This is a genomic window from Limnohabitans sp. Hippo4 (assembly GCF_003063605.1).
Taxonomy (GTDB): domain Bacteria; phylum Pseudomonadota; class Gammaproteobacteria; order Burkholderiales; family Burkholderiaceae_C; genus Limnohabitans_A.
In genome coordinates, this window is record NZ_NESE01000003.1 from 280,821 (window position 1) to 306,397 (window position 25,577).

Here is a 25,577-nt window from a genome sequence, read left to right on the forward strand (position 1 = left end):
ACTCGACATGAGCACTCAACCCACCACAGGCGGACACGATCACGGCCATGATCATGCGCACGATCACCACGATGATCACGCAGCTGCGCCAGCCGTCACCGATACTGACGAACTTGAAGGCGTCAAAATGGTGGCGCTGGAGTCGGCCGAGTTGGCCACCCGCTCTGCCAATTTGGCGGTGGGCGCCGGCGAAAACATGAAGAAAGCCACGCAGAACTTGGAAAACCTGATGAAGGTGAACAAGAAGCAGCACCAAATCATGTTGGGCGTATCCGGAGGCCTGATGGTGCTGGTAGCGATCATTTTTGCCACGGTGGTGTTCAGCCTCAAGTCACGCATCAATCAAATGGACGCCATGCTGGCCTCACTGAGCAAACAGATTGTGGAATTGAACGATTCAACAGAAATGGTGGGCTCTGTGAATGAAGGTTTGCAGGCCATGATTTCCAAACAAGATGAAATTGCCAAGGCGCAAAGCAGCTTGGAAGCACGTCTGAACGAAGCGATCAAGAACGCCGAAAGCGTGCCCGAGAAAACAGCGCAGCAAGTGGGCGAAAAAGGACAAGTCTTGGCAGCCCAGGTCAAGTCTCTAGAAGGCCGCTTCATGCAGCAGTCCAAAGCATTGAACAGCTTGGCCAGTCAGGTCAGTGGCTTGCAGGGCGCTGTGGGTGAAACCGGCACGTTCAAGAAAGAAATGGAAGCCTTGGCCCGTTTGCAAAAAGAGCGTCAAGCAGCAGAAAATGCAGCCGCCGCCAAAGCCGCCGCCAACGTCAACTCTGCCAACGCTGCGGCTCTGGCAGAAGCCAAGAAAAAGGAACGCATGGTGCAGTATCCACGCGTTCAACAAGAAGCGACACCTGCAGGCGCCAGTGGGGTTCTCAGTACCAAGCCTTGATTGGCTTGCGCTTCACACCAACCGCTTGAGTCACATCAAGCGGTTTTTTTATCGTCTTCGTTGCCTGCAACGGGCAAAGTGCCTTGACGCAAGTCGTACTTGTTGAGTTTTTCAATCAGGGTGGTGCGCTGCAAATTCAGCAAGCGTGCGGTTTGCGACACATTGCCATCGGTTCGATTGAGTGCTTGCACAATCAAGTCGCGCTCGATGTCTGCCAAACGGTCTTTCAAGGAAAGCCCCTCGGGCGGCAAACTGGGCAATCCCTGCGCCAACATGATGATGTCTTCCACCTCGTTGTGCATGTCCATGGCCAAGGGCGGCGCAGGATTGGCAAAGGGGTTCATCACTTCGGCATTGGCACTTTGGTGCAACTCTTTGGAGCTTAAGGGCGCCACAATTTCCAAGGAATCGACAATGGGGGTGCTGACGCGTTCGGCTTGCAAAGTGCGCAAACCTTTGGGCAACAAGGACGAAGGCACCGACGCCAAGCTCAGCAACTGGCCACTGAACAAGGTATTGAAACGGTCCACCAAGTTGGACAACTCGCGCACATTGCCTGGCCACGCGTAATCCTTCAAAGCCTCAATGAAATCCGACGTAAAGGTAATAGGGGTCTGGCCTTTGGCTGCGAAGAGTTCTGCAAAATGCGCCAACAAGGCTGGCACATCTTGCGCTCTTTGACGCAAAGCGGGCGTGTTCAAGGGCAACACGTTCAAGCGGTAATACAAGTCTTCACGAAACCGCCCGGCTTCAATTTCGGCTTCCAAGTCGCGGTGGGTGGCAGCGACCACGCGCACATCCACTTCCACAGATTTCAAACCGCCTACCGGATCGACAGTGCGTTCTTGCAAGACGCGAAGCAGTTTGACCTGCATGTCCAAAGACAGATCGCCAATCTCGTCTAAAAAGATGGTGCCGCCATGGGCCAACTCAAATCGGCCAATGCGATCGGCCATGGCGCCTGTGAAAGCGCCTTTGCGGTGGCCAAACAATTCGCTTTCGAGCAAATCTTTGGGGATGGCTGCGCAATTGATGGGGACAAAATTTCCGCCACTTCGGTCGGACTGGTCGTGCAAAGCACGGGCCACCAACTCCTTGCCTGTGCCACTTTCGCCGGTAATGAGCACGGTGGCCGTGGACGAAGCCACCCTTTCGATCAAATGCCGAATGGCCTCAGCGCCAGCACTGGCGCCAATAAAAGCTTTGGAAAGACTTTTTTTAGCCATGGAATGGAAAGCTTGGGGTGTGGAATTGCAACAAGACACTACTGTATTGCAATTTGGCGCTCAAAACACAAAAATGTCGGGAAACCGTCAATCCCCTTCGCGTTTTCACAACAACTGACAAAACCGACCCTCAAGCTTCTCAAGTTGATGCCGAATCAGAGGGTGAAGGACTTCAAGTCCCCCCTCTCACAAGGAACTGAACATGAAACGCATGACCACCGCCAGCTTGACCCTCTGCCTCGCATTGGGCGTCACCGCCCTGACAGGCTGCAAGTCTATCAATCTGGCCATGCCCACCTCATCGGCCAAAGATGCCAACACGGCCATGTCTGCGCCATTGGTTGAAAAACGAGAAACCATCACAGCCACAGGCTATGCGGTGGTTGCTGTTCAAAACCACAAAAACCCCGCGCAGCAGCGTTTGATGGCCATTCGTGCCTCTAAATTAGACGCCTATCGCAACTTGACCGAGCAGGTTTACGGCCAACAACTGGACGCTACGTCCACCGTGGCCGACATGGTCGTCACCAACGACACCTTCCGCGCCAAAGTTGAAGGCGTGATCTACGGTGCCCGTTTGGTCAGCATCACGCCTGTGGGCGAAGACACCTACGAAACCACTTTGTCCCTCGACCGTGATGTGGTGCAAGATTTGCGCATCATGTTCATGGGCCAAATGGCTGCACGAGGCCGTTGATCATGCGCGCGCTTGCAAAACCTCAACACGCAATCGCGCTGGCCCTGGTGGCTGGCTTGATGGGTTCGCAAGCCCATGCGCAAAGTTACAACTTCAACAAATCGGTGCCTGCTGCACAAGCACCGCTGACGGCGCAAGAGCGCTTGGACGCCATTCGCCAAAGCTTGGTCGATGCCTCCTTGCAAACGCCCACCCGTGTTTCAACCACCACGTGGGTTGACCCGCAAGGCAGCCTGCGTGAGAACAGCCGTTTTCAAAACAACATGGACGTCCGCGGTGTTCGCGTTGCTGGATTTGAACGCGATGAAACTGGCCAAGCCAAAGCGCGTTTGCAATTCCCAAACAACTCAAACAGCGCTGCTGTCGACAAAAATGGCGACAGCGCCGTCACTGAAACCGGCTTCAAAGGCGCGGTTCAGAAATTCAGCAAACTGATGGCCAAAGCGAGCACGTTCGTCAAAGAAAAGTCGCTGCAAGATGCCGCCGCAGATGCACAAGCTTGTACCCCCAAGATGAGTGCCCACATGAATCACGTGATCGACTTTGGCATGGACATTGAGCCAAGCGCCAACAGCGTGGTGCTTCAGGGTCTTCTGCCCTTGCTGCAAACGCAATGGGTTCAAAGCACACGTGCTGAAGGCCAGGCTCGGGCTTGGCGTGCGGTCAACAATTTGCCAGCGGCCTCCATGTCCAACAACATGACGACCTATGAGCGTGCACTGATTGGCAATCGCCCGGCTGTTTTGCCTTGGCAAGCTTTGCTCAAAATTCGCACGGTGGCATTGCCTGCAACAGGTCTTGAAGGATTGATGGGCCAAACCGGCAACAACGTCACACTGAGTTTGGAATTCCAATTGACCAGCAACGAAGCTCAAGTTGAAAAATACGAAGAGAGCGTGAGCTTGCAGTTGGAAGTGGACCGTCCTGCTTGGTCGGCTCCCCGCTTGACGCAAGCCAGCTTGAACTTGGTACAACAGCAACTTCAAATTTGGCGCGCAGACGCCGAGCAATGGCTGAGCTGCCACGCCATCAACCCCGCGGTCACAGCCGTCAATGCACAGCAATTGCAAATCAATGCAGGTGCCTTAGCGGGTGTTCGCAAAGGCGATGAGTTGTTGGTGGCCAACCCTGCTCGCTTCCCCAAAGAACTGCTCAGCAAAGAAGGTGCCCCACAAACTTTGCTGGCCCATGTGCAATCGGTCACGCCTTACAACTCGCAACTGGTGGTGTTGGCAGGCCCTGCACAAGCAGTACAAGCCGATTGGCGCGCTTGGCCCACAGACACTTTGGTGAAAGAACCCAAAGTGGCGCCCACTGCACAAACGCCCTCTGCAACTGCCAAACGTTCTGTCAAAACTGCCGCTAACGCCAATGCCAGTTTTGTCATGAACCCCTATTGATTTGATTGAGCTTGCCATGACAACATCTTCACGCCCAGCACCTTCCTTCGCAGTCACCTACATGCTCGGCTGGACGATGACGGCTTTGTCATGCTTGTGGGTTGCGCCTGCATCTGCAGCCGATGCGCCTGCAGAAGGCGCTGCGCCCGTCACTGCGGCTTACACCGTGAGCCAAAGCACGCAAGTTGATAAAGTGTTGCAAAAGGTTTACGCCAACAGCCCCTTGAACATTCAAGTCTTGCGTCAAGCTTTGGTCGATGCCAACCCCAAGGTCATCACCGGCAATCCCCAGCAACGTGTGAAAGCTGGCACCGTGTTGACCATTCCAGATCATGGCCAAGTGGTGCGCAATGTCTTGACACCGCTTGCAGCCTCCGACACTTCAGAATCCGGCCCCGCAGCCCGCGACTATTCAGCTCGCAGGCAATGGGTCCGGTTCCCTTGATCTCTGGGGCCGAGGCGCTTGTTGCGCCCGGCCGCATCCACCCCATCTTTTTAGAAGGCAAGTTATTGCCTTTGCAGGGCAGTCCTGCAGCCGAATTGGGCTTGAAAGACGGGCAAGTGATTCAAGCCACTGTGCGCTCCCAGCACGGTCAGCCCATGTTGGTGTTGCAAGGTCGCAACCTGCCACTACCAGGCTTGCAGCCCTCCCAAGTGGGTGAGTCCATTTGGCTGCGCGCACAAGGCGGCACGCTGGTTCCCGTCAATGCACAACCTTTGGTCTCGCGCATTGCCAGCTTGCTGTACCGACCCAGCGTGAACACCGAGTTGTCGCAACTGTTTCAGCCTGGCACCTTGGATGAATTGCTGAGCAAAGTTCAACGACCTGATTTGCAAGCGCAATGGCGCGGCATGCAACTGTCGATGGCGCAACTCACGCCAGGCGCCTTGCGTCAAGCCATGATGGGCGCCATGGGTGCTGAAATTTGGCTGGCCCGCGGCATGCAGCCGCCGGTGCAAGACACCAAGCAACTCTTGCGCAAACTCATTGCAGAAATCAATGTGTCGGGCAACGTCGATGAAGAAGTGGATGGCGGAGTGATTGAAAAGCTCACCCAAGCCGTAGACGACATAGAAGCCAGTCAAGTGCAAGCCGTTCAAGCGCAAGCGCAACAAGAAGTGCTCTTCAGCATGACCTTGCCATTTGCCGATTCAAACCCCGTCGAGCTGACCGTTCGACGTGGGCCTAGGCAAGATGGTGAGCAGCCCGTGCTCACGGTCAATGTGCATTCCAAAACAGAAGAGTTGGGCCCCGTATGGCTTAAAACCCAACTGATGAATGCACAACAAATTGAACTCACCATGTGGGCCGAAAACGAAGCCCTGGTGGCACAAGCCCGCTCTCGTTCTTATTTGCTGGGCGACGAGTTGCGTGCAGCAGGCCTCACCATGCGCGCCTTCAGCGTGGTGCATGGTGCAAGGCCCAGTGAAGTCAGTGATTGGACACCTTCAGGTCGTGGCCTGGTGGTGGATGTGTCCGCATGAGCCGATACATGCGTCAAGCCGTCGCCCTTGCCTATGGCAAGAATCCCGTCCCTGTGGTCACCGCCAAGGGTGACGATGATTTGGCGTGGCGCATGATCGATGAAGCACGCAAGCAAGGGGTGTTCATTTCGGAAGACCCTCAATTGCTGGCCCTCTTAAGCCGACTCGATGTCGACCAAGAAATTCCGCAAGAGCTTTACACCGCTGTGGCGGTGGTTTTGTCATGGGTGTATTGGCTCAAGGGCATGCGCCCTGGCGATGAAAAAGCAAATCAAGAAGTTCAGAAAGAAGATGTGACTGAGGCTCAAGCGTTTGATGAAAACGGTACCAGTCAAACTTCTTGATAACCGCGGCCGCGACTAAAGCGGGCCACTTGACCTAAGCGGTCATAAACCTCCACAGGGCTGCCAGAATCGCCAGCGCGCAAACTGTGAAGGGCACCTCGAATGGTGTCTAACTTACGCTCAATCAACACCGCATTGCGCCGATGCAAGTCACGGCATTCAATGAGGCGTTCGCGCAGGGCATCCCACTCGGGAAGTTTTTGGAGGTCTTCTGCTGAAGGGCAAAGTTGCGCCAACTCGGCCAACAAATCATTTTTTCCAGGCTGCAATGATTCAAACCGGTCCAGGTCTTGGCTCTTCAGAGCTTCAAACTCCAAAGCCAACAGCTGGACCAGCTGGTCTGAAACGATCAGTGCTCGCTCACTCACGAATCATTTGCTCAATGGCGTGGAAGCTTTCAGCAATTTTGCGAGGGTTCAATGGGTAATGACCGTCTTGAATTGCTTGCTTGATGGACTCCACCTTGGCTCGATCAAAGTCGGGCTCGGCCATGGCACGAGCCGCCACATTGGTCAGTTGCAACTGATCTGCACCGGCCGATTTGGCGCTGGGCGCTGCAGGCATGGCGGCGTCGCTGGTGACACTGTCTTTCGAGCTGCCCTTGCGGTTGGCTTTGTCCAATGCGCTGCGCAACGACGCATCCGACTGGGCGCGTTGTCCATAATTTGAAATTGCATCGGTCATACCAGGCTCACTTTCTTGTATTCACATCAACCCACAAAAAGGGGGTTGGACATGCTCAGTATCGACAGGAGATTCTAGAACTTGAATCATTTTTTTGAAATATTTGGGATTTGAAGGCCAAAAACAGCTGTTTTTTGTCATCTCAAAGCCCTTTTGCAGTGTTCAAACCGGTCACGACCCCAGAAACTTGACGCCCAGACTCTGGATTTTTGAGCTTCACCTGCTCACCCAAACGACCATCTTGCATGGCTTCCATGCGGATCGTGATCTGAAAATCAGACTTGTTGCCAATAGACAACATGACGGTCTGTCCCTGTTTCACCATGACTGCACGGCGAATGTCCGACACCCGCAATGGCTGTCCGGCCCCAATGTCACGGGTCAACTCTGCAAATTGCGCATCTTTCAGCGTACTCAGTATCTGTGTATCGGCATTTCCTGGGGAAGCTTGAACTTCTTCCAGCATGTCGGGCTGCAAAATGCTCCCCCGCTGAAGCAAGCGCTTGGCCACCACCATGGTTTTGGTGCTGGCACCGGGCGTTGGGGTGGCCCCGCCATTGGCAGAACCTGAGACGACAGCTGGCAAATTGCCGCCTTGGGGCATGCTGACTTGTAAATAGAGTTGCCAAACAGGCTCTGGGCAACGAACCCTGAGGGTTTCTTTGGACGCAAAAGGATGGTCGATGTTCAAGATTTTTTGACAGCCCTGTACTTTCAGCCGGCTGTCTAAGGGCGCAATCACCACCTCTTTAGGCGTCACGCCATGGGTTTGCGCCATCCATTGGCGAACTTGCATGTTCATGGCCTCGGCCTCCGCACTGCCCGCTGCACTGAGGGGGGCAATGGGTGGCGTGCTGGTCTGCGCATTGGCAGGCCTGTTGGTCTGGGCCTGCAATGGCAGGCTTAGCGCAAAGAGCCAAAAAACCGTCAGGCACAGGATTTGCATCAAGCCTTGGGCAGGTGTAGATGTTTTGACACTTGGATTGAACATACCGGAGTTCATGCAATAAAGATGCCACGATCATGAGAATTGAGTCCAATTTACCCAACAACCCTGTGGGCAATAGCACACCCAGTGTGGTGGCTTTGTCACGTCCTGGCTTTTCTCAGGCATTGGCGCAAACGCAATCGGCCAACGTCAAAGTGATTCAAGCCGGCGACACCCTGACCAGCATTGTTCGAGACCAAGCCCAAAAGCAAGGTGTCAAACTCAGCGCCTCCGAAGAATTCCGATGGGCACAAGCCCTGGCCGCAGACAGTGGCATCACCAACCCCAATGCCATTTTCCCCGGCCAAAAGGTTCAACTGCAAAACATGTTGAGCCAGTGGCAGGCAGGACAGACACAGCCCAATCAAGCAGCCAGCAGTGCGCCCAATACGTCAAATACAGCCAGTGCTAGCGCGGCTCAGCCCCTCAGCACTTCGGCCGCACTGAATAAATCCAATGTCATCAATGCAGTGGCTCACCCGGTGTTGAGCCAAACCCTAGACCGCGCTGTGGCCCGAGGTTTTATTCCCAAAGTGGAAAAACAAGACGTTTACAACAAAGTCTTGCAAGTGGCCAGCAAACACAAATTCTCGCCCGATGACTTTGCCCGCCTCACCCTCATGGAGAGCGACGGCATGAACCCCCAGGCCACCAACACTCGCTGCCACGGCATCATTCAGTTTTGCGATGGTCCCGATCGCGGCGCTGCCGAAGTGGGTTTTGGCAAAGCGCCCAAGTCCATCTTGGGCTTGAGCGTTTACCAGCAATTGCACTTGGTCGACACCTACTTTGACAAAGTGGGCCTGAAAAAAGAAGGTCCTGTGCCATTGGATGAACTCTATTTGGCCGTGCTGCAGCCCGCCGCGCGTGGTGAAAAGCGCCCCGAAGAGCCTTTGGGCATTCCTGGCAAACAGGCCAAATACTTGTACGAAGGCCGAGACCCTCAAGGCCCCATGACCCGCAGTTCCATTGCCCAAGGGCTGATGCAAAACGCTGTCGATCGTTTGGGCTTTAAAAACTTCCGCAGCAATTCGGCGGCCGCTGCGCCAGGCAACACCGTTGCCAACGCCATCAACAATGCACTGAACCCCGCCAGCACCAGCACGCTGGACAACAACCCCAACTCGGCAGCTCGAATTCGTTTGCAAGTTCAAAAAGCGGCGGATTACGACGCCATCGAAGCCCCCAAAATTTGGTTGCGATAAGCAGCCACACCTCAGCTTCTCAATCAAAGCGGCAAGGGTTTGCCGCTTTGAGTTCACCCCCCTTCAAAGCGGGCGAATCCCCTCAAACCCGCATGATTCCTAGCTTCCAAGCTTCCACCCCCGTCAAAAACCCATCGCTTTGAGACGCCAAAAGCATGGCACGGCTCTTGCAATCGAAGTCATTGCGAAGAACTTTAATTCTTCGGGCTGTCGGTTTACCGGCATTAAGAGTGACGCGAAGGAAGACACATCATGAACATGATTGACAACGCACTGGGAGTTCACGCTCAGGCCTTGGGATTGCGCAGCAAGCGCATGGAAGTGCTCGCGCGCAACATTGCCAATGCCGACACCCCTCACTTCAAAGCCAAAGACGTTGATTTTGCGTCTGTGCTCAAGCAAACACGTCAAGACGCCTTGAACACCACCAGCAATTTGCACATGGCCTTGCCCATGGAAGAAAACCCAGGCGGCGAGAAATACCGCGTGCCATTCAATGCCTCCTTTGACGGTAACACCGTTGAGATGAACGTTGAACAAGCCAAGTTTGGTCAGGTTGCAGCCGACTACCAAACCACATTGAACATCCTTGAAAACCGCGTCAGCGGTATTCGCCGTGCACTGCGTGGAGATTAATCAGCATGTCACTTGATCGCATCTTCAACATCGCTGGCTCTGCGCTCAATGCACAGACCACCCGCATGAACACCACCGCTTCGAACTTGGCCAACGCGGGCACCGTCACTGGCAAAGAGAACGAAGCGTTCCGCGCTAAACGCACTGTGTTCAAAACCATCATGGAAGGCCAACAAAAGGCTCATGAGCAAGGCTACGCCGGCGGCGTTCGGATTGAAAAAATCACAGACGATCCATCCCCCATTCGGAAGATGTCAGAGCCTGGCAACCCCATGGCCGACAAAGAAGGCTATGTGTATTTGGCCAACGTGAACGAGATGACCGAGATGGTTGAAATGATGGCTGCGGCCCGTTCGTACCAAAACAACGTGGAAGTGGTGAACACCACACGCCAAATGTTGATGCGCACCATCGACATCATCAAGACTTAAAGCCAGCGCCTTAGAACACGCCGATAGGAACACCGCACCATGATGACCTTGTCCACCAACAACAGCTTGAACGCAGCGGCTGCCACAGCCAACGCGGGCAGCAAAATCAAAGCGCCAGCTGGCCTCAAAACCACAGCAGATGCGGCCAACGAGGCGCTCATGGCCAAGTCAGGCACTTCGGCTGGCATGGGTCAAAAAGATTTCCTCACGCTGTTCACCACCCAATTGAAATGCCAGGATCCTTTGGATCCTGTGAAGAACGAAGCCTTCGTGGCGCAGTTGGCACAGTTCTCACAGCTTGAAGCAACCACCACCATGTCTGAAACACTGAAGGCTTACGTCGACAGCATGTCAGGCGAGCGCATGATGAGCAGCACCAACATGATTGGCAAAACCGTTGCTGTACCTGATGCACCCGCCATCATCACGGCTGGCGGCAAACCAGCTCAAGGTTTTGTGTCATTGCCAACAGGTGCAGAAGGCGTCAAGTTGGAAGTCTTCAACGACAAAGGTCAATTGGTCGCCAACCAAATCATGGGCGCCCAAAGCATTGGCGACATGCCATGGGTTTGGGACGGTACCAGCGATGCCGGCAGTCAAGTCCCACCTGGCAATTACACCGTCAGAGCCACCGTCATCAGCCAAGGCAAAACCACCAAGCCTTCTGTCAACGTGTTGTCCACCGTGACAGGCGTGAATCAGCAAGCAGACAAAACCGTGATGCTTGAAGTGGCTGGCGGCAAGTCGGTCAAGCTGACCGACGTTCAACGCATTGGCTCATAAGCCACTGAACCCATTTTCTGAATCTTTCAAACAAGACCCAACTCAAACCTAGGAGTTATCCACCATGTCGTTTTACACCTCGCTGACCGGACTGAATGCTGCCACCGCCATGTTGGGCGTGACCAGTAACAATATTTCCAACGTGGGTACCACAGGTTTCAAGCGATCGCGCGCTGACTTCGGTGACATTTTTGCGACTTCACCATTGCAGAAAGCTTCTTCGACAGTGGGTCAGGGTGTGTCTCTGAAACAAGTGTCGCAGGAGTTTTCACAGGGTAATATTTCTTTCTCATCCAACGCGCTGGACTTGGCGGTGACCGGTGACGGTTTCTTCCCCATGCGCTCAGCCGACGGTTTGCAAGAACTCTTCACACGAAATGGTTCATTCTTGTTGAACGAACAATTTAACGTGGTGAACTCTTCAGGCCAACGCTTGATGGCGGCGACAGTGGACTCGACCGGTTCTGCGAACGTGAACGAGCGTGTGGTGTTGACCATCCCTCAAAAGACATCGGGTGATGCCAAACAAACATCCTTGGTGTCCTTGGGCTTGAACTTCCCAGCCGATGCGGAAGTTATCACGGAAGAGTTCAACCGTGCCAACCCCGCCACTTACAACAAGTCAACCGCCTTCACGGTGTACGACAACGGTGGTAACGGTTACTTGGCCACCATCTATTACGTCAAAACAGCCAACGCGAACCAAAACGTGCCATTCAACAAGTGGCAAACCCACGTGTTTGTGGGTGAAGATGCGGTGGAAGCCTCACTGGTTCAATCAACCAACAACAACGGTGAAAAGTTGTACGTCAACCAGTACGGCCAAATTCAGCCTTACAGCGTGGTGAAAGACGAATTGACAACGGCCAAAACGCAGTTGTTCTCTTTGGACGAACTGACTGACAAGCGCACTTCTACAGCGGCCACCATTCAAGGTGCTGCATTGACATCGTCTACATTGGACTTTACCAACGGCATCAATTTCAGTAGCACCACCAATCCTGCCTTGGTTGTTTCTGGTTCAACAGACCCACTGAAGAATTTGTTCACCGTGGACTTCGAAGGTTCTGGCAACCCAGTCACTTTGGATTTGAGTCATCTTCGTAGCATCAACGAACCGTTGACCGGTTCGCAAATTGCGGCAGAAGCCACTGCAGTGCTGAACAGAAAATTTGGCGACGAAGCTTATTTCGATTTTTCCGATTCTGCCAGCCGCACATTCACCATCACCGATTCGCGAGTGACAACCACCTCGAACAACATCACAGCACCTACCGCATTCACCATCAACATGGTGGCTGGTGCCAACGGTTTGCCAACTGACTTGACCAAAGTGACTGTGAACCAAGCAGTGACGGCCATTCAAGCATTGTTGGATGCAACAGCCCTGAATGCCAACGGCTCTAAAGTGACTGTGTCATACGACTTTGCCACACAAGGCTTCAAGTTTTTAGATGGCGCCAACACCATCACTTTGAAATCTGGCACAACCAAAAATGATGTATTGGGTTTGACACCTACAGCCGTGACCGCCGACGAGACAGGCAACTTTGGCGCGAAAGCCATTCCCAATGGCTCAGCGCTCCGCGCTTCATCTGAGCAACGTTATGGCATGAAGATGACCTACGACTCTGTGAACAAGATTTTCAAATTGTCATCAGGTAAAACGGGTGATGAATCCAGTGTGGCCGTGACCAATACCAGCGCAGCAGGTACTGCTTTGTTTGGTTTTTCTGATTCTACTGTTAACAAATCCACCCTGGCTCTGCGTGGTATTGCTTCTACGCCTGCCGTGACTTACGGCACCACACCCACTGTTAACTTGGCCAACAACTTTGCGGTAGATGCCACTAACAACACATTTGTGGTGACTGTCGACGGCATCAAAGGTACCGTTAAATTGCCAATTGATTCCAACTACTCCTTGTCCACTTTCATGGCCAAGTTGCAAGCTGGCATCAATGCATTGGGCTCCAACAGCTCAATCAACGGAACACCCACAACCGTGAATGGTGTGAAAGTAAGCTATGACGCACAAAACAACCGTTTCAAATTCACAACCGGTACGACAGGCGAAGACGCTTTCATCAAAATTTCTGGCAGCAATGCGTGGGGTTTAGAAACCGTTGAAGCCGGTCGCGGCACAACCTCCACCTGGATCAAACCCACCCAACACCAAGACTATGTGGGCGGCGCGTTCCAGCCTAAATACATTGACGGTGATGGTAACGAAACCACCAACGGTGACGGCTTTACAACCTTGCCCGCATGGTCGCCCGTGTTCTTGGACAAAGGCGAACTGACATTTGACACCGGCGGCATTCTGGTTTCGCCTAAAGAAGGTACGCAGTTGGAAACTGTTTACTTGGCGGGTGGTAAAGGTGCTTTGACCATCAACATTGACTACTCTGCTTCAACCCAGTTCTCTTCTGCGTTCGCGGTTCTGTCGCAATCACAAGACGGCGCGCCAGAAGGTGACTTGGTGGGCGTGACCATCGGTAACGACGGTTTGGTGAGTGCTTCATTCTCCAACGGTTCACAAAAATCTTTGGCAAAAATTTTGCTGGCCAACTTCTCAAGCCCTGTGGGTTTGCGTCAGATTGGTGATTCGAGTTTCTTGACCTCTGCTGCGTCTGGTAAGCCAATCCTAGGCACCCCAGGTGCCGCTGGTTTCGGAACACTGCGCGCCGGTGCCACAGAACGAGCCAACGTGGACTTGACACAGGAATTGGTGGACTTGATTACCGCTCAGCGTAACTTCCAGGCCAACGCCAAAGCCATTGAGACGTCTAGCACCATGACGTCCGCCATCATTAACTTGCGCTCATAAGCACAAGCTCTGACCTAAACACAGGACTTCACCATGGATCGTTTAGCCTTTAACGCCGCGGCGGCCATCAATGAAATGCGGACCGGCCGCCAGATGACAACCAACGAATTGGCCAACGTTGCGACGCCTGGCTTTAAGCGAAGTTTTGAGTCGGCCATGATGACCCTGAAGGTTCAGGGCGCAGGTTTTGAATCACGCTTGCAGCCTCAGGCTTTCTCAAGTGACAACATCAATATGCGGCCTGGGGTGGTAATTAAAACTGGGCGCGATTTAGACGTGGCAATGGATGAGCAAACTGTGATGGGGGTCACAGCCTCCAACGGTGAATTGGCATTTACACGTCGTGGGGATTTGAAAATGAACAGTGGTGGCGTTTTGGAATTGGCCACCGGCGCGTTGGTGCGTGGTCAAAACGGCGGCCCCATCACCATTCCGCCAGGCTTCTTTGTCAAGATCAGCAAAGACGGTTCGGTTTTTGCCACCAACCCTGCGCAGGCTGGTGTAGCAGCCCCCATATTGATTGACAAAATTTTATTGCGTGACGCCAGCCAAGTTGCTTTAGAGCGCCGTGAAGATGGTCTTTACAAAGTTGTTGGGAAACCAACCAACGAAGACATTCCTTTGACTGGCAAATTGGCCACCCTCACACCCGAAACATTGGAAGGTTCCAACGTCAACGCCATGGAAGTGATGGTGAAGTTGATGGACCAAAGCCGTTCATTTGAGATGCAAGTGAACGTGATCAAACAAAACAAGGACGTTGATGAGTCGGGCGGCAGCATGATGCGCGCCTCTTCTTGATCAACATTTTAAACAACAACTGAACATTTAAAAGGAGCTCGCCATGGACGCAAGTATGTGGGTAGCCAAAACTGGCCTTGATGCACAACAAACGCGCATGAACGTCATTTCCAATAACTTGGCCAACGTGAACACCACGGGCTTCAAGCGCGATCGCGCTGTGTTTGAAGATTTGCTCTATCAAAACATTCGCCAAGCGGGCGGCCAAACAGGTGCCACCACACAGGCACCGACCGGCTTGATGTTGGGTACGGGTGTGCGTGTGGTTGCCACTGAAAAGCAAAATGCGCAAGGCAACATGGTGAACACGCAAAACCCATTGGACGTGGCCATTACCGGCGAAGGTTTTTTCCAAATTTCACAGCCCGATGGCACCATTGCTTACACCCGCGACGGTAACTTCAAACTGTCCAACACGGGTCAAATTGTCACGGCCTCTGGCGCTTTGTTGCAGCCAGCCATCACCATTCCCAACACCGCCTCCACCGTGACCTTTGGTCGTGACGGTACGGTGTCGGTTGAATTGGCAGCTGGTGGTTCTCAAGTGATTGGCCAAATTCAATTGGCGCGCTTTGTAAATCCAAGTGGCTTGGAAGCCAAGGGTCAAAACTTGATGAAGGAAACCCCTGCATCAGGTGCACCTCAAGTATTGCAACCTGGCGTTACTGGCGCTGGTACTTTGATGCAAGGCACGCTAGAAGCGTCCAACGTGAACGTGGTGGAAGAAATGGTCAACATGATCGAAACCCAACGCGCTTACGAAATCAACTCCAAAGCCATCTCTGCTGTAGACGGCATGCTGAAGTTCATCAACAACAACCTCTAAGGTAAATCCTCATGAACTTGCTTGCAACTTCTGCTCAGTCTCTTTGCCACGTCTACGGCCGCCGCGCCGCTGTCTTGGGCAGTGTGTTGTTGGCTGGGGCCCTCACAGCTTGCACCAGTGTTATGCCACCTCAGGCCATGACGCATTCGCCTCAATTCGAACCGGTTTATCCCGTTCAAAGCGCTCGCGAAACCATGGCCACTGGCGCCATTTATGTAGGCCGCCAAAGCGACAGCTGGTTTGGCAAAGGTCGAAACTTCCAAGTGGGTGATGTCATCACTGTTTTGTTGAACGAGTCCACCCAAGCAGCTCGCACCCAAAACGGCACCATCACACGTGACTCTTCCAACACCTTGGTGCCCACAGGTTTGCAAAACTATGGCGCAGGTTTGGGTGGCTTTATGAAGGGCATCAATCTGACAGGCGGCTCTGTGTCCAACAAAGGCACCGGCGCAGCAGATCAACAAGCCAGCTTAAGTGGCTCGGTGGCTGTGGCTGTGGTGGAAGTAATGCCCAACGGCAACTTGGTGTTGCGCGGCGAAAAACAATTGGCATTGACCGAAGGCTCTGAAGTGATTCAAGTGGCCGGCATCATCCGACCAGAAGACGTTGCGCCCAACAACACGGTTCAATCTCGTCGCTTGGCCAACGCACAAATTGCATACCGCGGCACAGGCGACTTGGCAAATGCCACTCGCGCTGGCTGGGGCACCAGTGCCCTGCTGAAACTCTGGCCTTTCTAAACACAGGCACTTTGAAACATTGAGCACCCTATGAAAAAAATTGCCCGCCTCTGGACTGCCCCATGGACTGCACTTGCATTGGTGCTATCGCTCAGCTGCACCAGCGCTTTTGCAGACCGCATCAAAGATCTGACCAGCGTGGCCGCCATGCGCTCTAACCAATTGATTGGTTACGGTTTGGTCGTGGGCTTGCAGGGCACGGGTGACGGCGCAGATGTGTCGTTCACCGCACAAAGCATGAAAACCTTGCTCAACCGTTTGGGTGTGAGCTTGGAAGGTCCTTTGTCTGACTTTGAAACCGCAACCAGCGCCGGCAAAGTTGACATCAAAAACGTGGCCGCTGTGATGGTGACTGCCGAGCTGCCAGGCTTTGCCAAGCCTGGTCAAAAAATTGATGTTAATGTGTCAGCCATCGGCAAAGCTAGCAACCTTCGCGGTGGCACCTTGCTGCTGAGCAGCTTGCGCGGCGTGGATGGTGAAATTTATGCCTTGGCACAAGGCTCACTCACAGCCACCGGCATTGATGCCGCTGCTGCAGGCTCCAAGGTCACCATTGGCGTTCCCACTGCGGCCCGAATTCCTTCTGGTGCCACCGTAGAGCGCGTGGTTGACAACCCATTCGACAAAGCCGATCGCATTGTGTTGAACGTGCGCGAAAGCGACTTCACTACCACCAACGCCATTGTGAATGCCATCAACGGCCGCTTTGGCAACGATGTGGCACGCGCCTTGGACGGTGTGTCCATTACCTTGCAAGCGCCTCAAGATTTAACGCAACGCGTGGCCTTCATGAGCATGATTGAAAACATGGACGTGATGCCAGGCGAGCCCACAGCCCGCGTGGTGGTCAATGCCAAAACGGGCACGGTGGTCATCAGCCGCAATGTTCGCGTGACTGCAGCTGCAGTTACCCACGGCTCCATCTCTGTCTCGATCGCAGCCACCAATGAAGTGTCTCAACCTGGTGCCTTCAGTCAAGGCCAAACCGCTGCTGTTCAAAACGCCGAAGTGACCGTGAGCGAATCTAACAAACCGATGTTCTTGTTCCAACCTGGCGTGGACTTGCGCCAAATTGTGGACGCTGTGAACCAGGTAGGCGCCTCGCCATCCTCGTTGATCGCCATCTTAGAAGCGCTCAAAAGTTCGGGCAGCTTGCGCGCCGAATTGATCGTGATCTAAAGCACACGCACACCGGCAATAGAACGACACCCACACTGGCACAAGATTTGCTGATCTAGATCACTCATTGACCTTTACAGCACTTCAAGAAGCACATCATGGACGCCATCAGCACTCCCGCCCCCAACTCCTACCTCGACTTTGACGGTCTGGGTCAGTTGAAGGGACAGGCACGTACCGATGCAAAAAGTGCCATCAAGGAAACCGCGCAACAGTTTGAAGCCTTGTTTCTGCAGATGATGATGAAGTCGATGCGCGACTCCATTGAGAAGAGCGAGCTGTCGGAGTCGAGCACCATGGACACCTTCCAGGGCATGTTTGACAAAGAAGTCTCGGTGCAGCTGGCCAAAAAGAACAGCATGGGCTTGGCCGACATGCTGGTGAAGAACTTAGAACAACAGCAAGCCAACATTGCCACAACGGCCGATATTTTGAAACAGCGGCAAGATCCTGCCGCTTTCAATGCCGTTGCCAAAGGCATGGCCCTCAATCCCAAGTCCATGGGCATGTCCATGGACAAGCTGAGCGACAAACCTGGTGGCATCGCCTTGCCCAAAGCGCAAATTTTGCCTTTGAATTTGCCACCCAAGCCCATTAACGGGGGTGGCACATGACCGACTTAGTCAGCGTCGCCTCGAATGCGGTCCAGTCATACCAACGTGCGCTGGGTACCGTTTCCAACAACATTGCCAACGTCTCCACGGACGGTTACTCACGCCAAGAAGTTGTCATGGCGGCCAACCCTGTGGCCAAAGTGGGTACGGTGTATTTGGGTACGGGTGTCACGGTAGACACCGTCAAGCGGCAATACGACACCTTTGCCGAAGCCAACCTACGCAACAGCAACAGTGAATTGAGCAGCCAAGAACCCATGGTGAACTATGCCAATCGTGTGATTGACATCATGGGCAGCAACTCGATGGGCCTCAGTGGCGCCCTCGACCAATTCTTCAATGCAGCCCGCGACCTCTCGTCCGACCCTGCCTCCACTGTGATGCGCGGCAGCTTCTTGCGCGACTCGTCCAACTTGGCCGCGCGCTTTGGCGAACTGTCTTCTCAGCTTGACCTGATTCAAAACGAAACGGACGAGGCTGTGAAAAGCTACGCCAATTCGATGAACACCATCTTCAAGCAGCTGGCCGAGGTCAACACACAGTTGACCAAGCAAAAATCTGCCAGCTTGCAACCCGCCGACCTGCTCGATCAGCGCGATGTGCTGCTGAAAGACCTGTCCAGCTACGCCCACATCAACACCTTCTTTGCAGAAAATGGTTCTGTGTCGGTCAGCTTGGGCCCCTCCATGTCACGCGATGTGGTGGTGGACGGCATCAAGTCCTTCATGCTGGGCACCGACTTCAATTCTGCAGCCCCCGAGAAAGTCAGCTTGGTGCTCGACCCTTATGGCTCCGCCACCCCCCTCACCGGTTTAAGCGGTGGCAAGTTGGCGGGCATCATGAGCTTTCGTGAACAAGTTTTGGGCAGCAGCCGAAGTTCGCTGGACACATTGGCCAGCAACTTCGTCAAAGAAGTGAATTCGATTCACACCGCCGGTATTGATGCTTATGGCAACAAAGGCACCGAACTGTTCACCATCGACAAAACGGGCGTTGGCGTGGCCGGTACCGTCAAAGTTGCGTTTGATGATGCTTTGAAAGTTGCCGCAGCTGCTCAATTTCGTGTCATTGAAGCACCCAACAACACGGGCAGTGCGGATGCTGGCATTTTGTATGTGCCGCCCAACTATTCTGGCCCCAAGCAGATCAGCGACGTGTTGGTGAACAACCCCAGTGAAGCCGCCGGCGTGTTAACTCGCACCATTGCCAGCAAGCCTTTTACTGCGGTGGCCACCATTCCCAATGGCATGCAAAACGTTGCGGTGTTCATGGGTGAGGCCGATCCAGGTCAACAGCTTCAGGTCTTCACGCGCGATGGTCGACAAATCATTGGCTCAGCCATCGACAGCACCTTGCAAGGCCAGGTGATGACCACCGCCAATGGCTTCGAAGCCAATGCAGGTTACAGCAGTGCTTACCTGAATGTGAACGGCACCGAAAGCTACAAAGACTTGAGCGTGTTTTATGGCGCCCGTGCAGACTTGCGTAAGCAGATGCAATGGGACATGACCCAAACCGATCCAGAGAAGCATCCACCTTTGGCGAGTACCAACTTGCCGGCCTTGCTAGAAGGCGGTCGCATTCAAACGGGATTGACGCGCATCGACGGTGCACTGTTCAACATCAATGGTGTTGAATTAGGACCCTTGACAGCGGCTTCAGGCACCTTGCAAGCCTCCGACATGGCCACTTGGATTCAAGCCGCAGGTGCATCTGGCATTACGGCCACAGCCAACAACCAAGTGCGAGTGCCAGCCAGCCAACTGCGACTTGATTTGCCTTTGTCGCTCAAGAGTGGCAATGCTGCAGGCTTTACAGCCATTACCACTGTGCCCACTGGCATCACCAGTCCTGCAGCTTTGGTGGCCGCCATCAATGCGCAAAGCCTCAACACCCAAATCCGTGCTTATATGGCCGACAACGGTGAATTGGTACTGACCAACACCACGGGCAATGAAGGCAAAGACATTGTGATTGACAGTGCCGCCACACCCAATGCACTGGGCATGAAAGCAGGTTCCTATGGTGGCAGCGTGAGCATTTCACGCAGCTTGGTTGAGGGCGTTGACACACCCATCGAGCTGGGCTTTGCCAAAGGAACCCCCGCTGACCTGGGCAAACTGGGTTTTAGAACTGGCGCCTACATCAAAGGCTCGCCCAACGAAGATTTGCTGGTGTTTGTAACCGGCGCAGGCGAATCCAAAATTGCCGCCACTTACAGCGGCAAGCCTGTCGACCCCAAAGAAGCTTTGCGCAGCAAACCTTTGCAGGTTAAGTTTGAGACCAACACACAGTTTACGATCACAGACGAAAGCACTGGTACCGTGGTTGCCAGGCGCACATTTGATCCCAACGTATTAGAGCCAGCCTTCTCGTACCAAGGCGTGCAAATTTCATTTTCCAGCCCACCCAAGGCTGGCGACGTTTTTACCATTGACGGCAACAAAGACGGCACTGGCAACAACGAAAACATGTTGCAGATGATCGACTTGGAATCCAAGCCGGCCATGGGGGGCGGCAAAACATTTGCAGCGTCTTACATCGACAACGTGAACGACCTGGGCAACATTGCCCGCCAAGCCACCATCGCTCAATCCGCCTTGAAAGTGGTGCACGACCAAGCCGTAACGGCACGTGACCAAGTGTCGGGCGTGAGCCTAGACCAAGAGGCGGCCGACCTGGTGCGCTACCAGCAAGCCTACCAAGCCGCCGCCAAAATTTTGCAAGTGGCCAGCCAGCTGTTTGACAGCGTGCTGCAAGTTCGTTGAAGTCCGTGAAAGCTGAACCCTCATGAAAATTTCAACCAACCTTCTGTTTGACCGCGGTGCTTCACAAATGAGCAACGTGCAAACCCAGTTGACCCAATCGCAAGCGCAATTGGCGCAGGGCAAACAAATCATCAATGCCAGCGATGCCCCCAATCAGGCCGCTAGCATTCAGCGCTTGAAATCTATTTTGAGCAGACAAGAAAGCTACCAAAGCTCCTTGGACACCATCAAAGCACGCCTGCAAGGCGAAGACAGCACCTTGCAAAACGTCAGTGACTTGCTGGTGCGCGCCAAAGAAATTGCCGTTCAAGGTGGTAACGACACCTTGAACGCAGGTGACCGCAAAGCCCTGGCCACAGAAATGCAAGCCCTGCGCGACCAAATGCTGAGCTTGGCCAACACCAAAGACAGCAACGGCAATTATTTGTTCGCCGGTAGCCGCGTGAAGCAGCCCGCGTTTGTTGAAACGGTTAACGGCAGTCCTGAATACCGAGGCGACCAAACCCGCATGAATGTACGAGTTGGTGAACAACGCAGCATTCCCGTCAACCGAACTGGTACTGATGCATTTGTGCCTGTGTCACGCGTAGATGCCGATGGCAAAGTCAGTGGCATTGGCTTCTTTCAAGTGATGGACAACTTGATTGCCGGATTGAACACTAGCAAAGGGCCTGATATTCGAAGAGGCGTGGGAGAGCTGGATGATTTGATGCAGGGCCTGAGCATGGCCCGCGCCAATATTGGCACCAACTTGAATGTGGTAGACCAACAAAGCTCGGTGATTGAAGACACCACCTTGAACTTGAAAACCACTTTGTCATCCATTGAAGATTTGGATTACGCCAGCGCCATTACCAAAATGAACCAGCAAATGATGAGTTTGGAAGCGGCGCAAAGCAGCTTTGCCAAAGTGAGTCAGTTGAATTTGTTCAACTTTATTAAATAAGCTGTTGCGATCACAATCATGGTAACGGCTACAACATCAACCACTTCAAGCTCGGCAAGTACTGCTGTAAGTACGCCAACGGGTAATGCCGCAGCAAAGTCTTCAGCGGCAGCGCTCATCAGTTCTTTAGGCACTGGATCGGGTGTTGACGTCAACTCCTTGGCAAACAGTTTAGTAGCTGCAGAGAAAGCACCTCGAAAAGCAGAAATTGACGCCAAGGTGACCAAAGCGGAAGGCGGTATCTCTGGCTATGCTGCGATCAAATTTGTATTGGGTGATTTGCAAACTGCATTCAGCAATCTGAAAAATCAAAGTGCTTTCAATACTTTGACGCCGCAAATTAGTCAACCTTCGGCCATCTCAGTGACAACCACTGCATCTGCCACTGCTGGTAGTCATACTGTTTCAGTGTCGCAATTAGCACAACAACAGCGAAGTATTTCTGCAGACAATGTGCCTGGATTTGCGACACCCTTGTCGCAAGTCAATGGGGGCGAGGCCTTCAATCTGATCTTAAAAAACAGCATTGATCCAACGCCTACCAAAGTGTTCACGCAAGGCGATGCCAATACGAAGTCAACCATTGCTGTGACTTTCAAAGCAATGAACAAAGGGGACACAGTCACAGTGAATGGCCTGACGTTGACTGCCAACAAGTCCCTCAGCGCTTCCGAAGTTGGCGAAATGTATGACCGACTTGACACAACAATCGCTACAAGCGGTGTTGATGCCGCAGCCATCAACAGCGATGCCCTTGCCACCTATGGCACGTTTTCTGGCAAATTTGAGGCTGGCTATTCATCGGGCGTTAACAGTAACGGTGTACTCACTCTTACCTCTACCGCCAACAATGCCGCGGATATTGCTGCACCAACCGGCACACAATTTTCAAATACCATTGCAGTGTCAGCCAACGCCACAACGCCTGCAGGTATTGTGGCTGCGATTAATTCAGCCAACTTAGGCATCTCTGCCCAGCTCATCAATACTGGCAACATTGCAACACCTTACCGAATTTTGGTGACGGGATCATCAGGTGCTAGCAATGCATTCTCGCTTAGCAGTCAAGCACAAAATGGCAGTCCAGTTGATGGCGTGAGCTTTGGCAAAAAATTGCAATCTGCGCAAGATGCTGCCTTTAATGTTGATGGCATGGACATGACGTCCAGCAAAAACACTGTGACCGATGCCATTGCTGGCACGACCTTGAGCTTGACGGCCACCACCTCAGCCGGTGTTCCAGCCAACCTGGTATTTGCCAGAGATACGTCTTCTATTTCAAGCAAAATTGACGCATTGGTAACGGCCTACAACGATGCCAACACCATGTTGGGCGTGGTCTCTGATCCTAAGTCGACCGTAGAAACATACGGTGCAACCTTGGTGGGCAACAACATTGTGAGCTCTGTTCGCAGTCAAATGCGTCAAATGATTACCAGCAACTCCACCACACCTTCTGGTGGGTTGACTGCCTTGCGCGATATAGGATTTACCATTGACCAAACCGGCGTTCTGTCTATCGACAAGTTGAAACTTGAAAGCGCTCTTCAAAACAACTTTGAACATGTTGTGACCCTGGTGACGGGTAACCGAGAAAATCAAAGCAAATTCAGTGTTTTACCTTCTGGCGCAGCAGGGGAAGCCGTCAAAAAACTCACGGCCTTGCTAGACCCCACAGCGGCCTTGACTACCCAAAGCTCCAACCTCACGGACAAAATTACCGCGTACAAAAAGCAACTGACAGACCTCGACACCCGAATGACGAGCCTGTTGGCCCGATACAACAAACAGTTTGCTGCGATGGAGTCTATCGTCGGCAAAACTAAGAGCCTGCAAACCAGCCTTAAGAGCACCTTCGACGGCATGATGTCTGCCTACACCAGTAAGTAACTAGCCCCCTTCTCCTCTGGGAGAGCCTTTTTTCCAAAAAAACTTGAAATTCGTCCTCAAGTTTGGCTTTGCCCTGCCGATTCACCAACCACTGAACTTCTCTTGACACCTTCTGGGTGCAGGAGACCGGTGGTATTCGGCATGTTCAGCATGCTTATGAAGAAAAGGACGGACAACTATGGTTTCCGAAATCAGCAAAATGGCGCCAGGTGGTGCGGGAGTCGCGGCAGCGCGGCCCACTGCCCCTGCGCATGAAAGCTCACAAGCAACAGGCGGTTCGGCTATTCAAATTCCTGACACACCCAAAGTTCAAGCCCCTAAACCAGTGGCTATTAAGTTTGATGCGTCGGAAGTGCGGCAGAACCTGCAAGAGGCAGTGAGCATGCTCAATCAGCAAATGGCATCCACCAAGCGTGGTCTGGGCTTTCAAGTGGACGAGGCCGTTGGCGGCCCCGTGGTCACTGTGCGAAGTGCAGAAAGCGGTGAAGTGGTCAGGCAAATACCCAATGAAGTGGTGGTGCGCATTGCGCACAACATTGAAAAGGTTAAAGGCCTGCTGTTTAGTGCAAACGCTTGAAGTGAATACAAAAACTTTTTGCACTAATTCAATAAATTAACTCAAGTTCATTCCACAACAACCGAATCAGCAAGTAACAAGATTTCAAATTGGATTTCTTGTAACTTCGTTATAAACCCCTGAAGGAGAAAATCCATGTCAGTTATCAACACAAACATCAGCGCACTTGCAGCTCAGGCTTCATTGCGTAAAACTGGTATCAACTCTGCGACATCCATGGAGCGTCTCTCCACTGGTATTCGCATTAACTCAGCCAAAGACGACGCTGCTGGTCTGGCCATTAGCACACGTATGACTGCCAACATTCGCGGTATGGCTGCTGCCATTCGCAACTCTAATGATGGCATCTCTTTGACGCAAACCGCTGAGGGTAGCTTGTCTGCCATTCAAGACAACTTGCAGCGTATTCGTGAATTGGCTGTGCAGTCTGCCAACTCTGGTAACAGCGCATCTGATCGTGCTTCTTTGAATTTGGAAGCATCACAGCTGATCAATGAAATTGATCGTGTGGCTACTAACTCTGCATTTAACGGTTCTAAGTTGCTTGACGGAACTTATAAAGATCAGGACTTCCAAGTTGGTGCTGGTAACGATACATCTGACCGCATTCGCATTTCTATTGGTAACGCGAAGGCCTCAGCCTTGGGTGTTGTAGGCGCAACGACAGGAACATCTACCAAAGAATCAGCAGTAGTTACAACAGGCGCATTGTTAGCTGGCGATCTTGCCATAAATAACTTTGCAATTTCTGGTTCATCGTCCGACGGCGTTTCTTATGCTGAAGCTTCTGCAAGTGCTATTGCAAAAGCTAATGCAATTAACGCATCTTCTTCACTGACTGGTGTTACCGCGACTGCTCTGGCGAATACAAAAACATCAGACACAATTACGGGCACTGGCGCCGTAACTGCAGGGGATTTGTTAATCAATGGAGTTGATATTGGCGCTCTGACAGCCACTTCTTCTGCAGCAGACAGAGCATCACAATTGGTTTCTGCCATTAACGCAAAAACAGCGCAGACAGGTGTTTCAGCTAAAGTTAACGCAACAACATCTGCTCAGGTAGACTTGACTGCAGCTGACGGAAGAAATATTACAACGACTTTAAGTGCAAATGGACTTGCTGTTGGCCTGACTGGATTCGACTCTGCCGCGCAAACAGAGACGACATTTGCGAAATTGAAACTTACATCATCGACAGGGGCGGCTACTATTTCTTTAGCGGGACCTGGAGTCGCTAAAGCTGGCCTAACTGCAGGTGCTAGCACCGCAATGACCGCCTCTACAGTAACTGGTCAAACAGTTAGTTCGGTTGATTTGTCAACACAGGAAAATTCACAAAAAGCGTTGTCTATTCTGGATGCTGCAATTGACACTGTGACTAACAGCCGCGCTAACTTGGGTGCTTACCAGAACCGTTTTGAAGCTGCTATTTCCAACTTGGAAACAACTTCAACCAACTTGCAAGCATCACGTAGCCGCATCTTGGACACTGACTACGCTAAGGAAACCACAAACTTGGCCAAAGCTCAGATCGTTCAGCAAGCTGCTACAGCGATGTTGGCGCAAGCTAACCAATCTTCACAGTCTGTCTTGGCTTTGCTCAAGTAATAGGCTCTGTGAATGTGG

26 protein-coding genes are annotated in these 25,577 nt (G+C 52.8%); 21 read left to right on the forward strand and 5 right to left on the reverse strand.

The features are described 5' to 3' along the window. Positions 1 to 7: 7 nt before the first annotated feature. Positions 8 to 895 carry a hypothetical protein gene (locus tag B9Z46_RS10425; protein ID WP_108256253.1) on the forward strand — a complete coding sequence of 296 codons (888 nt, stop codon included), beginning with the start codon at positions 8 to 10 and terminating at the stop codon, positions 893 to 895. Between the two features lie 35 nt (positions 896 to 930). On the opposite strand, the gene B9Z46_RS10430 is transcribed toward B9Z46_RS10425, so the two are convergent. Then, entirely contained in the window at positions 931 to 2,121 is a 1,191-nt protein-coding gene (locus tag B9Z46_RS10430) for a sigma-54-dependent Fis family transcriptional regulator (protein ID WP_108256255.1), read from the reverse strand. A gap of 202 nt (positions 2,122 to 2,323) precedes the next feature. Between B9Z46_RS10430 and B9Z46_RS10435 the strand changes: the two genes are divergently transcribed. The 5 genes from B9Z46_RS10435 to B9Z46_RS10455 are packed head-to-tail and all read left to right on the forward strand — an operon-like array spanning position 2,324 to position 6,047. Then, the gene (locus tag B9Z46_RS10435; RefSeq protein ID WP_082466691.1) at positions 2,324 to 2,818 is read left to right on the forward strand and encodes an LPP20 family lipoprotein; all 495 of its coding nucleotides are present in this window, start codon (positions 2,324 to 2,326) and stop codon (positions 2,816 to 2,818) included. A gap of 2 nt (positions 2,819 to 2,820) precedes the next feature. Next, a complete protein-coding gene (locus tag B9Z46_RS10440) occupies positions 2,821 to 4,218 on the forward strand; it encodes a hypothetical protein (protein WP_108256257.1) in 1,398 nt (465 codons plus the stop codon). 16 nt (positions 4,219 to 4,234) lie between these two features. Continuing rightward, the gene (locus B9Z46_RS10445; protein WP_146179248.1) at positions 4,235 to 4,663 is read left to right on the forward strand and encodes a hypothetical protein; all 429 of its coding nucleotides are present in this window, start codon (positions 4,235 to 4,237) and stop codon (positions 4,661 to 4,663) included. Further along, a complete protein-coding gene (locus B9Z46_RS10450) occupies positions 4,645 to 5,703 on the forward strand; it encodes a flagellar hook-length control protein FliK (RefSeq protein WP_108256261.1) in 1,059 nt (352 codons plus the stop codon). The genes B9Z46_RS10445 and B9Z46_RS10450 overlap by 19 nt, the downstream gene beginning before the upstream one ends. A gap of 8 nt (positions 5,704 to 5,711) precedes the next feature. After that, positions 5,712 to 6,047 (forward strand): EscU/YscU/HrcU family type III secretion system export apparatus switch protein, encoded by a 336-nt coding sequence (locus B9Z46_RS10455; RefSeq protein ID WP_233245981.1) that lies wholly within the window; start codon positions 5,712 to 5,714, stop codon positions 6,045 to 6,047. On the opposite strand, the gene B9Z46_RS10460 is transcribed toward B9Z46_RS10455, so the two are convergent. The 3 genes from B9Z46_RS10460 to flgA form a co-directional block, all read right to left on the reverse strand. After that, entirely contained in the window at positions 6,035 to 6,415 is a 381-nt protein-coding gene (locus B9Z46_RS10460; protein WP_055359645.1) for a flagellar protein FlgN, read from the reverse strand. The genes B9Z46_RS10455 and B9Z46_RS10460 overlap by 13 nt on opposite strands. Continuing rightward, complete coding sequence (flgM, locus tag B9Z46_RS10465) at positions 6,408 to 6,731, reverse strand: flagellar biosynthesis anti-sigma factor FlgM (protein ID WP_108256265.1); 324 nt, start codon at positions 6,729 to 6,731, stop codon at positions 6,408 to 6,410. Before flgM ends, B9Z46_RS10460 begins: the two co-directional genes overlap by 8 nt. A gap of 142 nt (positions 6,732 to 6,873) precedes the next feature. After that, a complete protein-coding gene (gene flgA / locus B9Z46_RS10470) occupies positions 6,874 to 7,734 on the reverse strand; it encodes a flagellar basal body P-ring formation chaperone FlgA (RefSeq protein ID WP_108256267.1) in 861 nt (286 codons plus the stop codon). A gap of 20 nt (positions 7,735 to 7,754) precedes the next feature. Between flgA and B9Z46_RS10475 the strand changes: the two genes are divergently transcribed. The 12 genes from B9Z46_RS10475 to flgL all read left to right on the forward strand — a co-directional run bounded on the left by B9Z46_RS10475 (position 7,755) and on the right by flgL (position 21,481). Then, complete coding sequence (locus B9Z46_RS10475; protein ID WP_108256269.1) at positions 7,755 to 8,924, forward strand: LysM peptidoglycan-binding domain-containing protein; 1,170 nt, start codon at positions 7,755 to 7,757, stop codon at positions 8,922 to 8,924. Positions 8,925 to 9,176: 252 nt separating this feature from the next. Next, positions 9,177 to 9,560: a flagellar basal body rod protein FlgB gene (flgB, locus tag B9Z46_RS10480; protein ID WP_108256271.1), complete on the forward strand. Its 384-nt coding sequence runs from the start codon at positions 9,177 to 9,179 to the stop codon at positions 9,558 to 9,560. Positions 9,561 to 9,565: 5 nt separating this feature from the next. After that, positions 9,566 to 9,991 carry a flagellar basal body rod protein FlgC gene (gene flgC, locus B9Z46_RS10485; RefSeq protein ID WP_055359641.1) on the forward strand — a complete coding sequence of 142 codons (426 nt, stop codon included), beginning with the start codon at positions 9,566 to 9,568 and terminating at the stop codon, positions 9,989 to 9,991. A 39-nt stretch (positions 9,992 to 10,030) separates the two neighbouring features. Next, the gene (locus B9Z46_RS10490) at positions 10,031 to 10,774 is read left to right on the forward strand and encodes a flagellar hook assembly protein FlgD (RefSeq protein ID WP_108256273.1); all 744 of its coding nucleotides are present in this window, start codon (positions 10,031 to 10,033) and stop codon (positions 10,772 to 10,774) included. Positions 10,775 to 10,838: 64 nt separating this feature from the next. Next, positions 10,839 to 13,604 carry a flagellar hook-basal body complex protein gene (locus B9Z46_RS10495; RefSeq protein ID WP_108256275.1) on the forward strand — a complete coding sequence of 922 codons (2,766 nt, stop codon included), beginning with the start codon at positions 10,839 to 10,841 and terminating at the stop codon, positions 13,602 to 13,604. A 33-nt stretch (positions 13,605 to 13,637) separates the two neighbouring features. Further along, on the forward strand, positions 13,638 to 14,405 hold the full coding sequence (locus B9Z46_RS10500; protein WP_108256277.1) for a flagellar basal body rod C-terminal domain-containing protein: 768 nt from the start codon (positions 13,638 to 13,640) through the stop codon (positions 14,403 to 14,405). Between the two features lie 43 nt (positions 14,406 to 14,448). Next, entirely contained in the window at positions 14,449 to 15,231 is a 783-nt protein-coding gene (gene flgG / locus B9Z46_RS10505; RefSeq protein WP_197274898.1) for a flagellar basal-body rod protein FlgG, read from the forward strand. A gap of 11 nt (positions 15,232 to 15,242) precedes the next feature. Next, positions 15,243 to 15,974 carry a flagellar basal body L-ring protein FlgH gene (locus tag B9Z46_RS10510; protein WP_108256279.1) on the forward strand — a complete coding sequence of 244 codons (732 nt, stop codon included), beginning with the start codon at positions 15,243 to 15,245 and terminating at the stop codon, positions 15,972 to 15,974. A 30-nt stretch (positions 15,975 to 16,004) separates the two neighbouring features. Then, positions 16,005 to 17,153: a flagellar basal body P-ring protein FlgI gene (locus tag B9Z46_RS10515; RefSeq protein ID WP_108256281.1), complete on the forward strand. Its 1,149-nt coding sequence runs from the start codon at positions 16,005 to 16,007 to the stop codon at positions 17,151 to 17,153. Positions 17,154 to 17,251: 98 nt separating this feature from the next. Continuing rightward, entirely contained in the window at positions 17,252 to 17,767 is a 516-nt protein-coding gene (locus B9Z46_RS10520; RefSeq protein WP_108256283.1) for a rod-binding protein, read from the forward strand. After that, a complete protein-coding gene (flgK, locus tag B9Z46_RS10525) occupies positions 17,764 to 20,535 on the forward strand; it encodes a flagellar hook-associated protein FlgK (RefSeq protein WP_108256285.1) in 2,772 nt (923 codons plus the stop codon). The genes B9Z46_RS10520 and flgK overlap by 4 nt, the downstream gene beginning before the upstream one ends. A 22-nt stretch (positions 20,536 to 20,557) precedes the next feature. Then, positions 20,558 to 21,481 (forward strand): flagellar hook-associated protein FlgL, encoded by a 924-nt coding sequence (gene flgL, locus B9Z46_RS10530; RefSeq protein ID WP_108256287.1) that lies wholly within the window; start codon positions 20,558 to 20,560, stop codon positions 21,479 to 21,481. Here the strand turns inward: flgL and B9Z46_RS15115 are convergent. Then, positions 21,451 to 21,600 carry a hypothetical protein gene (locus B9Z46_RS15115; protein WP_158268422.1) on the reverse strand — a complete coding sequence of 50 codons (150 nt, stop codon included), beginning with the start codon at positions 21,598 to 21,600 and terminating at the stop codon, positions 21,451 to 21,453. The genes flgL and B9Z46_RS15115 overlap by 31 nt on opposite strands. On the opposite strand from B9Z46_RS15115, the gene fliD reads away from it, so the two are divergent. From fliD to B9Z46_RS10545, 3 genes are all read left to right on the forward strand, one after another. After that, positions 21,599 to 23,371: a flagellar filament capping protein FliD gene (gene fliD / locus B9Z46_RS10535; protein WP_255416930.1), complete on the forward strand. Its 1,773-nt coding sequence runs from the start codon at positions 21,599 to 21,601 to the stop codon at positions 23,369 to 23,371. The genes B9Z46_RS15115 and fliD overlap by 2 nt on opposite strands. Before the next feature lie 178 nt (positions 23,372 to 23,549). Then, positions 23,550 to 23,948, forward strand: a complete 399-nt coding sequence (locus tag B9Z46_RS10540) for a flagellar protein FlaG (RefSeq protein ID WP_108256291.1) — start codon at positions 23,550 to 23,552, stop codon at positions 23,946 to 23,948. A gap of 135 nt (positions 23,949 to 24,083) precedes the next feature. Then, complete coding sequence (locus B9Z46_RS10545) at positions 24,084 to 25,559, forward strand: flagellin (RefSeq protein ID WP_108256293.1); 1,476 nt, start codon at positions 24,084 to 24,086, stop codon at positions 25,557 to 25,559. The last annotated feature ends 18 nt before the right edge of the window (positions 25,560 to 25,577 follow it).

Coding starts and splice junctions, on each gene's coding strand:
- B9Z46_RS10445 (WP_146179248.1), top strand. CDS start 4,235: ATGACAACATCTTCACGCCCAGCACCTTCCTTCGCAGTCACCTACATG.
- flgG (WP_197274898.1), top strand. CDS start 14,449: ATGGACGCAAGTATGTGGGTAGCCAAAACTGGCCTTGATGCACAACAA.
- B9Z46_RS10520 (WP_108256283.1), top strand. CDS start 17,252: ATGGACGCCATCAGCACTCCCGCCCCCAACTCCTACCTCGACTTTGAC.
- flgM (WP_108256265.1), bottom strand. CDS start 6,731: ATGACCGATGCAATTTCAAATTATGGACAACGCGCCCAGTCGGATGCG.
- B9Z46_RS10515 (WP_108256281.1), top strand. CDS start 16,005: ATGAAAAAAATTGCCCGCCTCTGGACTGCCCCATGGACTGCACTTGCA.
- B9Z46_RS10435 (WP_082466691.1), top strand. CDS start 2,324: ATGAAACGCATGACCACCGCCAGCTTGACCCTCTGCCTCGCATTGGGC.
- flgL (WP_108256287.1), top strand. CDS start 20,558: ATGAAAATTTCAACCAACCTTCTGTTTGACCGCGGTGCTTCACAAATG.
- B9Z46_RS10430 (WP_108256255.1), bottom strand. CDS start 2,121: ATGGCTAAAAAAAGTCTTTCCAAAGCTTTTATTGGCGCCAGTGCTGGC.
- B9Z46_RS10440 (WP_108256257.1), top strand. CDS start 2,821: ATGCGCGCGCTTGCAAAACCTCAACACGCAATCGCGCTGGCCCTGGTG.
- B9Z46_RS15115 (WP_158268422.1), bottom strand. CDS start 21,600: ATGAGCGCTGCCGCTGAAGACTTTGCTGCGGCATTACCCGTTGGCGTA.
- B9Z46_RS10450 (WP_108256261.1), top strand. CDS start 4,645: ATGGGTCCGGTTCCCTTGATCTCTGGGGCCGAGGCGCTTGTTGCGCCC.
- B9Z46_RS10545 (WP_108256293.1), top strand. CDS start 24,084: ATGTCAGTTATCAACACAAACATCAGCGCACTTGCAGCTCAGGCTTCA.
- B9Z46_RS10425 (WP_108256253.1), top strand. CDS start 8: ATGAGCACTCAACCCACCACAGGCGGACACGATCACGGCCATGATCAT.
- B9Z46_RS10500 (WP_108256277.1), top strand. CDS start 13,638: ATGGATCGTTTAGCCTTTAACGCCGCGGCGGCCATCAATGAAATGCGG.
- B9Z46_RS10490 (WP_108256273.1), top strand. CDS start 10,031: ATGATGACCTTGTCCACCAACAACAGCTTGAACGCAGCGGCTGCCACA.
- B9Z46_RS10495 (WP_108256275.1), top strand. CDS start 10,839: ATGTCGTTTTACACCTCGCTGACCGGACTGAATGCTGCCACCGCCATG.
- B9Z46_RS10540 (WP_108256291.1), top strand. CDS start 23,550: ATGGTTTCCGAAATCAGCAAAATGGCGCCAGGTGGTGCGGGAGTCGCG.
- flgK (WP_108256285.1), top strand. CDS start 17,764: ATGACCGACTTAGTCAGCGTCGCCTCGAATGCGGTCCAGTCATACCAA.
- B9Z46_RS10455 (WP_233245981.1), top strand. CDS start 5,712: ATGCGTCAAGCCGTCGCCCTTGCCTATGGCAAGAATCCCGTCCCTGTG.
- flgA (WP_108256267.1), bottom strand. CDS start 7,734: ATGAACTCCGGTATGTTCAATCCAAGTGTCAAAACATCTACACCTGCC.
- B9Z46_RS10475 (WP_108256269.1), top strand. CDS start 7,755: ATGAGAATTGAGTCCAATTTACCCAACAACCCTGTGGGCAATAGCACA.
- B9Z46_RS10510 (WP_108256279.1), top strand. CDS start 15,243: ATGAACTTGCTTGCAACTTCTGCTCAGTCTCTTTGCCACGTCTACGGC.
- flgB (WP_108256271.1), top strand. CDS start 9,177: ATGAACATGATTGACAACGCACTGGGAGTTCACGCTCAGGCCTTGGGA.
- flgC (WP_055359641.1), top strand. CDS start 9,566: ATGTCACTTGATCGCATCTTCAACATCGCTGGCTCTGCGCTCAATGCA.